The organism is Pseudomonas sp. YNh (assembly GCF_037993085.1).
Taxonomy (GTDB): Bacteria; Pseudomonadota; Gammaproteobacteria; order Pseudomonadales; family Pseudomonadaceae; genus Aquipseudomonas; species Aquipseudomonas putida.
Genome location: NZ_JBBMRJ010000010.1, coordinates 177,730 through 184,289 on the forward strand (window position 1 = coordinate 177,730; position 6,560 = coordinate 184,289).

The 6,560-nt window shown below is 56.8% G+C and carries 8 protein-coding genes and 4 tRNA genes; all 12 read right to left on the reverse strand.

Going from position 1 to position 6,560, the window contains the following annotated elements; all coding sequences use genetic code 11:
* Window positions 1–136: 136 nt before the first annotated feature.
* Window positions 137–832, reverse strand: a complete 696-nt coding sequence (gene rplA / locus WF331_RS13350; RefSeq protein ID WP_012270232.1) for a 50S ribosomal protein L1 — start codon at window positions 830–832, stop codon at window positions 137–139.
* A complete protein-coding gene (gene rplK / locus WF331_RS13355; RefSeq protein WP_003255500.1) occupies window positions 832–1,263 on the reverse strand; it encodes a 50S ribosomal protein L11 in 432 nt (143 codons plus the stop codon). Before rplK ends, rplA begins: the two co-directional genes overlap by 1 nt.
* Before the next feature lie 119 nt (window positions 1,264–1,382).
* Window positions 1,383–1,916: a transcription termination/antitermination protein NusG gene (gene nusG / locus WF331_RS13360; RefSeq protein ID WP_003255501.1), complete on the reverse strand. Its 534-nt coding sequence runs from the start codon at window positions 1,914–1,916 to the stop codon at window positions 1,383–1,385.
* A 9-nt stretch (window positions 1,917–1,925) separates the two neighbouring features.
* Window positions 1,926–2,294, reverse strand: coding sequence for a preprotein translocase subunit SecE (gene secE, locus WF331_RS13365; protein ID WP_016484648.1), 369 nt, complete (start codon window positions 2,292–2,294; stop codon window positions 1,926–1,928).
* A gap of 44 nt (window positions 2,295–2,338) precedes the next feature.
* Window positions 2,339–2,414: transfer RNA gene (locus tag WF331_RS13370), tRNA-Trp, on the reverse strand.
* Window positions 2,415–2,468: 54 nt separating this feature from the next.
* Window positions 2,469–3,662 (reverse strand): elongation factor Tu, encoded by a 1,194-nt coding sequence (gene tuf, locus WF331_RS13375; protein ID WP_016497741.1) that lies wholly within the window; start codon window positions 3,660–3,662, stop codon window positions 2,469–2,471.
* Window positions 3,663–3,740: 78 nt separating this feature from the next.
* A tRNA-Thr gene (locus WF331_RS13380) sits at window positions 3,741–3,816 on the reverse strand.
* A gap of 29 nt (window positions 3,817–3,845) precedes the next feature.
* Window positions 3,846–3,919: transfer RNA gene (locus WF331_RS13385), tRNA-Gly, on the reverse strand.
* Between the two features lie 24 nt (window positions 3,920–3,943).
* A tRNA-Tyr gene (locus tag WF331_RS13390) sits at window positions 3,944–4,027 on the reverse strand.
* A gap of 152 nt (window positions 4,028–4,179) precedes the next feature.
* On the reverse strand, window positions 4,180–4,605 hold the full coding sequence (locus tag WF331_RS13395) for a hypothetical protein (protein ID WP_284365391.1): 426 nt from the start codon (window positions 4,603–4,605) through the stop codon (window positions 4,180–4,182).
* Window positions 4,606–4,612: 7 nt separating this feature from the next.
* Window positions 4,613–5,362: a pantothenate kinase gene (locus tag WF331_RS13400; RefSeq protein ID WP_340622992.1), complete on the reverse strand. Its 750-nt coding sequence runs from the start codon at window positions 5,360–5,362 to the stop codon at window positions 4,613–4,615.
* On the reverse strand, window positions 5,352–6,311 hold the full coding sequence (gene birA / locus WF331_RS13405; RefSeq protein ID WP_063426603.1) for a bifunctional biotin--[acetyl-CoA-carboxylase] ligase/biotin operon repressor BirA: 960 nt from the start codon (window positions 6,309–6,311) through the stop codon (window positions 5,352–5,354). Before birA ends, WF331_RS13400 begins: the two co-directional genes overlap by 11 nt.
* Window positions 6,312–6,560: the final 249 nt, after the last annotated feature.

Here is a 6,560-nt window from a genome sequence, read left to right on the forward strand (position 1 = left end):
ATTCGGTAACGAATCGGGAGCACCATCTGCGTGGGCTGGTGTTTTAAGGCTTGCGCCACCTACGGTCTTGGATAGCCCCCGCCAGGCAGGGACCCCAATTTTTGCTGGCGGCGCGACGAGTCGCACCGCCATGTTCTTACACGTTCAGCGAGCTCTGATCGATGACCAGACCTGGGCCCATGGTGGTGCTCAGGGTAACGCGCTTGACGTAAATACCTTTCGAGGAAGCTGGCTTGATACGCTTCAGATCAGCGATCAGGGCTTCAACGTTTTCCTTCAGCTTGCCAGCTTCAAAGCCGACCTTGCCAACGGAGGTGTGGATGATACCGTTTTTGTCGGTACGGTAGCGAACCTGACCAGCCTTGGCGTTTTTCACGGCAGTGGCTACGTCTGGGCTAACGGTACCAACTTTCGGGTTAGGCATCAGGCCGCGAGGACCCAGAACCTGACCCAGCTGACCTACAACGCGCATGGCATCAGGCGATGCGATGACTACGTCATAGTTCAGGTCGCCGGCTTTCATTTCGGCAGCCAGATCGTCCATACCTACGCGGTCAGCGCCGGCAGCCAGAGCGGCTTCAGCAGCTGGACCCTGGGTGAAGACGGCAACGCGAACGGTCTTGCCAGTGCCGTGTGGCAGCACAGTAGCGCTACGAACGACCTGGTCGGATTTACGCGGGTCAACACCGAGGTTAACGGCGATGTCGTAGGACTCGACGAACTTGGCAGCAGGCAGCGAGGCCAGCAGAGTTGCCGCTTCTTCGAAGTTGTAGGACTTGCCTGCTTCGATTTTCTCGGCGATTGCCTTTTGGCGTTTGGTCAGCTTAGCCATTACACACCCTCCACGTTCAGGCCCATGCTGCGGGCAGAGCCAGCGATGGTGCGTACAGCAGCGTCCAGGTCAGCAGCGGTCAGATCAGCCTGTTTTGCCTTGGCGATGTCTTCCAGCTGAGCGCGGGTAACGGTACCGACTTTAACGGTGTTCGGACGAGCCGAACCACTGGTCAGGCCAGCAGCTTTCTTCAGCAGAACCGAGGCAGGGGTGCTCTTGGTCTCGAAGGTGAAGCTACGGTCGCTGTAGACAGTGATGATCACAGGAGTCGGCAGGCCGGCTTCTTGACCCTGAGTACGGGCGTTGAAAGCCTTGCAGAATTCCATGATGTTCACACCGTGTTGGCCCAGTGCTGGACCAACGGGTGGGCTTGGGTTGGCCTGGCCGGCCTTAACTTGCAGCTTGATGTAAGCCTGAATCTTCTTAGCCATGAGCTACTCCAAAATCGGGTACGAACGCCTGATGGCTCCCCGGATGACTTGCGTTTTATCCCAGTGACGACAAAACCCCGCAACACACAGGGCTGCGGGGTTTGGGATGCTTCGTCCGCCTAGACCTTTTCGACCTGGCTGAACTCGAGCTCCACCGGAGTAGAGCGACCGAAAATGAGCACCGCCACCTGGAGGCGACTCTTTTCGTAGTTAACTTCTTCGACACTACCATTGAAGTCAGCGAACGGACCGTCAATGACACGAACCACTTCACCTGGCTCGAACAGCGTCTTGGGCTTCGGCTTGTCGCTGCCGTCGGCAACGCGACGCAGGATAGCCTCAGCTTCTTTATCGGTGATCGGTGCAGGCTTATCTGCGGTACCGCCAATGAAGCCCATCACGCGAGGGGTATCCTTGACCAAGTGCCAAGTCCCTTCGTTCATCTCCATCTGGACCAGTACATAGCCAGGGAAGAATTTACGCTCACTCTTGCGCTTCTGGCCGTTGCGCATTTCGACGACTTCTTCGGTCGGAACCAAGATCTCGCCGAAACCGTCTTCCATGCCAGCCAGCTTGACGCGCTCGATCAGGGAGCGCATTACATGCTTCTCGTAACCCGAGTAAGCATGCACAACATACCAACGCTTAGCCACGGGACACCTTTAGCCAACGATCAGGGAGACCGCCCAGCCGAGCAGGGAATCAAGACCCCACAACAGCAGTGCCATAACCAGCACGACAGCCACGACAATCAGCGTGGTCTGGGTGGTTTCCTGGCGGGTCGGCCACACGACTTTACGGATTTCGGTACGAGCTTCCTTCGCCAGCGCAAAGAACGACTTGCCCTTCGCAGTCTGCAGAGCTACAAAGCCCGCGACAGCAGCCAGGACGAGAAGTGCGAGGACGCGATACAGGATCGGAGACGCGGAGTAATATTGATTACCCACAACAGCTACAACCACCAAAGCAACTACAGCCAGCCACTTGAATAGATCAAAACGCGATTCTTGGGCTTCAGTTTTGGGAGTCATCGAGGAGGATCCTGTAAGAAGAAAGCCATCACACCGAAGTGAAATGGCAGGTCAGGAGGGAATCGAACCCCCAACCTACGGTTTTGGAGACCGTCGCTCTGCCAATTGAGCTACTGACCTGTAACGCTGTATCAGGCCGGCCATTATACCGGCCTGATCAAGTAAATCAACTACTTATTCAATAATTTTTGCTACGACGCCGGCGCCGACGGTACGACCGCCTTCACGGATAGCGAAGCGCAGACCGTCTTCCATTGCGATGGTCTTGATCAGGGTAACAGTCATCTGAATGTTGTCACCTGGCATTACCATTTCAACGCCTTCCGGCAGTTCGCAGTTACCGGTCACGTCAGTGGTACGGAAGTAGAACTGAGGACGGTAGCCTTTGAAGAACGGAGTGTGACGACCGCCTTCTTCCTTCGACAGGACGTAGACTTCTGCGGTGAACTTGGTGTGCGGCTTGACCGAACCTGGCTTGACCAGAACCTGGCCACGCTCAACGTCGTCACGCTTGGTACCACGCAGCAGAACGCCGCAGTTCTCGCCAGCACGACCTTCGTCCAGCAGCTTGCGGAACATCTCAACACCGGTGCAGGTGGTGGTGGTGGTGTCACGCAGACCAACGATTTCCAGCGGATCCTGAACGCGGACGATACCACGCTCGATACGGCCGGTAACAACGGTACCACGACCCGAGATCGAGAATACGTCTTCGATTGGCATCAGGAACGGCTTGTCGATAGCGCGCTCTGGCTCTGGGATGTAGCTGTCCAGAGTTTCAACCAGACGCTTGACAGCGGTGGTGCCCATTTCGTTGTCGTCTTTGCCTTCCAGCGCCATACGAGCCGAACCGATGATGATCGGAGTGTCGTCGCCTGGGAAGTCATAGGTGGACAGCAGGTCGCGAACTTCCATCTCGACCAGTTCCAGCAGCTCAGCGTCGTCTACCAGGTCAGCCTTGTTCAGGAAGACCACGATGTACGGAACGCCAACCTGACGGGACAGCAGGATGTGCTCACGGGTTTGTGGCATCGGACCATCGGCGGCCGAGCAAACCAGGATCGCGCCGTCCATCTGGGCAGCACCGGTGATCATGTTCTTCACGTAGTCAGCGTGACCTGGGCAGTCAACGTGAGCGTAGTGACGAATGTTCGAGTTGTACTCGACGTGAGCGGTGTTGATGGTGATACCGCGCGCTTTTTCTTCCGGAGCCGAGTCGATCTTGTCGAACTCAACGACTGCCGAACCGAAAACTTCGGAGCAGACGCGAGTCAGAGCTGCGGTCAGAGTGGTCTTACCGTGGTCAACGTGGCCGATAGTGCCGACGTTAACGTGGGGAAGGGAACGATCAAACTTTTCCTTAGCCATCGATACAATCCTCCGCAGAAGAAATAGTCTTGCGCTGATAAAACAAAGGCAGATATTTTCATATCTGCCTTGTTTATATGGAGCTCTTGAGCGGACTTGAACCGCTGACCTCACCCTTACCAAGGGTGTGCTCTACCAACTGAGCTACAAGAGCGAAACACTTTGTGCAAAATCCGGCAAACTTGGAGCGGGTAGCGGGAATCGAACCCGCATCATCAGCTTGGAAGGCTGAGGTTCTACCACTAAACTATACCCGCGGAGCTTGCGGCTCTCGCTAAAACTGGTGGAGGGAGAAGGATTCGAACCTTCGAAGCTCTCGCAACGGATTTACAGTCCGTCCCCTTTGACCGCTCGGGAATCCCTCCAGATGTGGCCGGCATTCTATGTGTCTGCCGCCCTAGTGTCAAGCGTTTTTTCAAATTTTTTCAATCAAATCTGAAACTTAGCTGCTTTGACACCGCTTCCAGTTCTACCACCTGAGTGATGTTCCCTGTGAAGCGGGCGCCATTCTATCAAGCTATTCACCAGTTGCAATACCCTGGCAGAAAATAATTTTATGTTTTAAGTCTTTGAAATCATTGGAAAGAGCCGAAAGGACCGTTTGGTCCAGTAAACGCTCGCTTTCCGGGGCAACCTTGAGCCAGCGACCATCGGCTCCAGGCAGCTGCCCCACCACCGGCAAGGTGGCAATATCCAGGCTCAGCAAGCGCTGACGTAGTGCATCCAGCTGCTCCTGCCCTGCCACACCCCCCACTACCAGGCATTCGTCACGGCGCCTGGGCGGTGCCGACACACCCGTTTCACGCAACAGACGGATTTCCTGCTGATTCCCCTTGTACAGAGACAGCGGGGCGACTTCCTTGACCTTCAGCGGTGCTTCCTGCTGATGCCACACGTAATAGAAGACGTTGAGCACCAGTAACAACAGAAACAACCAACGCATAGGCACCTCAATCCAATGGGCAGGCCATGGCCAGGCCAACGAAAACCAGGTCAGGGACGACACGCGCCTGCGGCACGGCCTCTCTTACCAGCGGCGCATCACCCCCAGTGAGGAACACCGCGAATTCTTCACCCCACAGCGAACGCGCCTGCTCAAGCTGGGTACGCGCAAAGCCCTGGAGCATCAACACGCAACCACGCTCGACCGCTTCGACCGTAGAGCGGCCCGGCGACAGGCTGGTCAATGCGCGCTCGGCGGAGGCATCGTCATAGCGGATACGCCGGGTATGGGTACGCAACTGACTGCGCATCAGTGGCATGCCCGGACAGATGTAGCCACCCAGGTGCTCGCCGTCTGCAGCCACAAAGTCTGCTTTGGCGGCGGTACCAAGGTCGATCACCAGGCATGCGCCCTTGGCCAGGTGAAATGCACCCAGCGCAGCGAGCCAACGGTCCATGCCCAACCGCTGGTAGTCGTCATAACCGTTGCGCACACCGGCCATGCTCCGTGCCGGAACCGCAACATGCGCCTGCACGGCAAATGCCTGGGCAATCAACGCACAAAGCGCATCGGTTTCTTCCTCGCTGCGCACACTGACAATGCGGCAACCTGTCAGACGCACTGAAGCCAGCGCAGCCACTTCGGCCAGCAGCGCTTGATCTGAATCGACGATCCCGCCACCTTCAATCACTGCATCAGCGGTATGAATCACGCGCCACTTGATGAAGCTGTTACCGCAATCGAGCTCAAGAATCATCACGCAACCTCAAACTGAGCTCACCACCACTGAAGCTCTTTTCAACTCCGTCTACCTCAAGGCGCAAGCCGCCCTGCCCGTCGACGCCAAGAACCACGCCATCGATGCGCGTATTACCGGCAACCAGTGAAACATTGCGCCCCTGCCAAAGGTGCGCCTGCTCCCACTCCTCCTGGAATGCGGCAAACCCGTAGCGACGATGGCGTGCCAATTCGTGCTGCATTTGCTGATTGAGCGAAGCCACCAAGTGGTTACGGTCTATAGCCGCGCCCACCTCACGCCGCATCGAGGTCCACTCCTGGTCGACCTGGTCATTGACCTGCATGTTCACATTGATACCGATACCCAGTACCACATGACAGACATCGGCCGGGTCACCCACCAGCTCCAGGAGAATGCCAGTGATCTTCTGCCCGCGAACCAACACGTCATTGGGCCATTTGAGCCCTACATCTTTTACCCCGAACGCCTGCAGCGTGCGCATTACTGCAACGCCTACCACCAGGCTCAAGCCTTCGAGCTGGCGAATGCCACCATCCACACGCAAGACAAGGCTGTAATAGAGGTTTTCGGCAAATGGGCTGACCCATTGGCGGCCACGTCGGCCGCGGCCGGCGCTTTGCCGCTCGGCCAGGACGAGAAATGGCGCTACTTGCCCTTGATTGGCAAGCCTCAAGCCTTCGGCGTTGGTCGAGTCGATGATTTCGTGAATGAAAACCGGCCACTGCTCGCCTTCGGCAAACCTGGCGATTGCCTGCGCTTCGAGCAAAGCCAGTGGTGCCGCTAGCTGATAGCCGCGCCCACGAACCTTGTGAATGGTGAGGTTCAGCTCGCTTTCCAGGTGCTGCAGCTGCTTCCAAACGGCGCTGCGACTCACCCCGAGGGCTGCCCCCAGAGCTTCTCCGGAATGGAACCGGCCATCCTTGAGGAGATTCAACAACTTCAGCATGCCAGTCTCGACTTGGAATAAGGCACGCATGATAGCCATGGGCTGTTGGCTTGCATAGGAAAAGGGCCCGCATACCTGGCGTTGCACCCTGCTCCTACAGGGGGGCGGGCAGGACCGGGGATATTTGCGCCGCAAAGACAAAACCCCTACCTGCATGCGCAGATAGGGGTTTTGCGAAATGAATCTTGACGATGACCTACTCTCACATGGGGAAACCCCACACTACCATCGGCGATGCATCGTTTCACT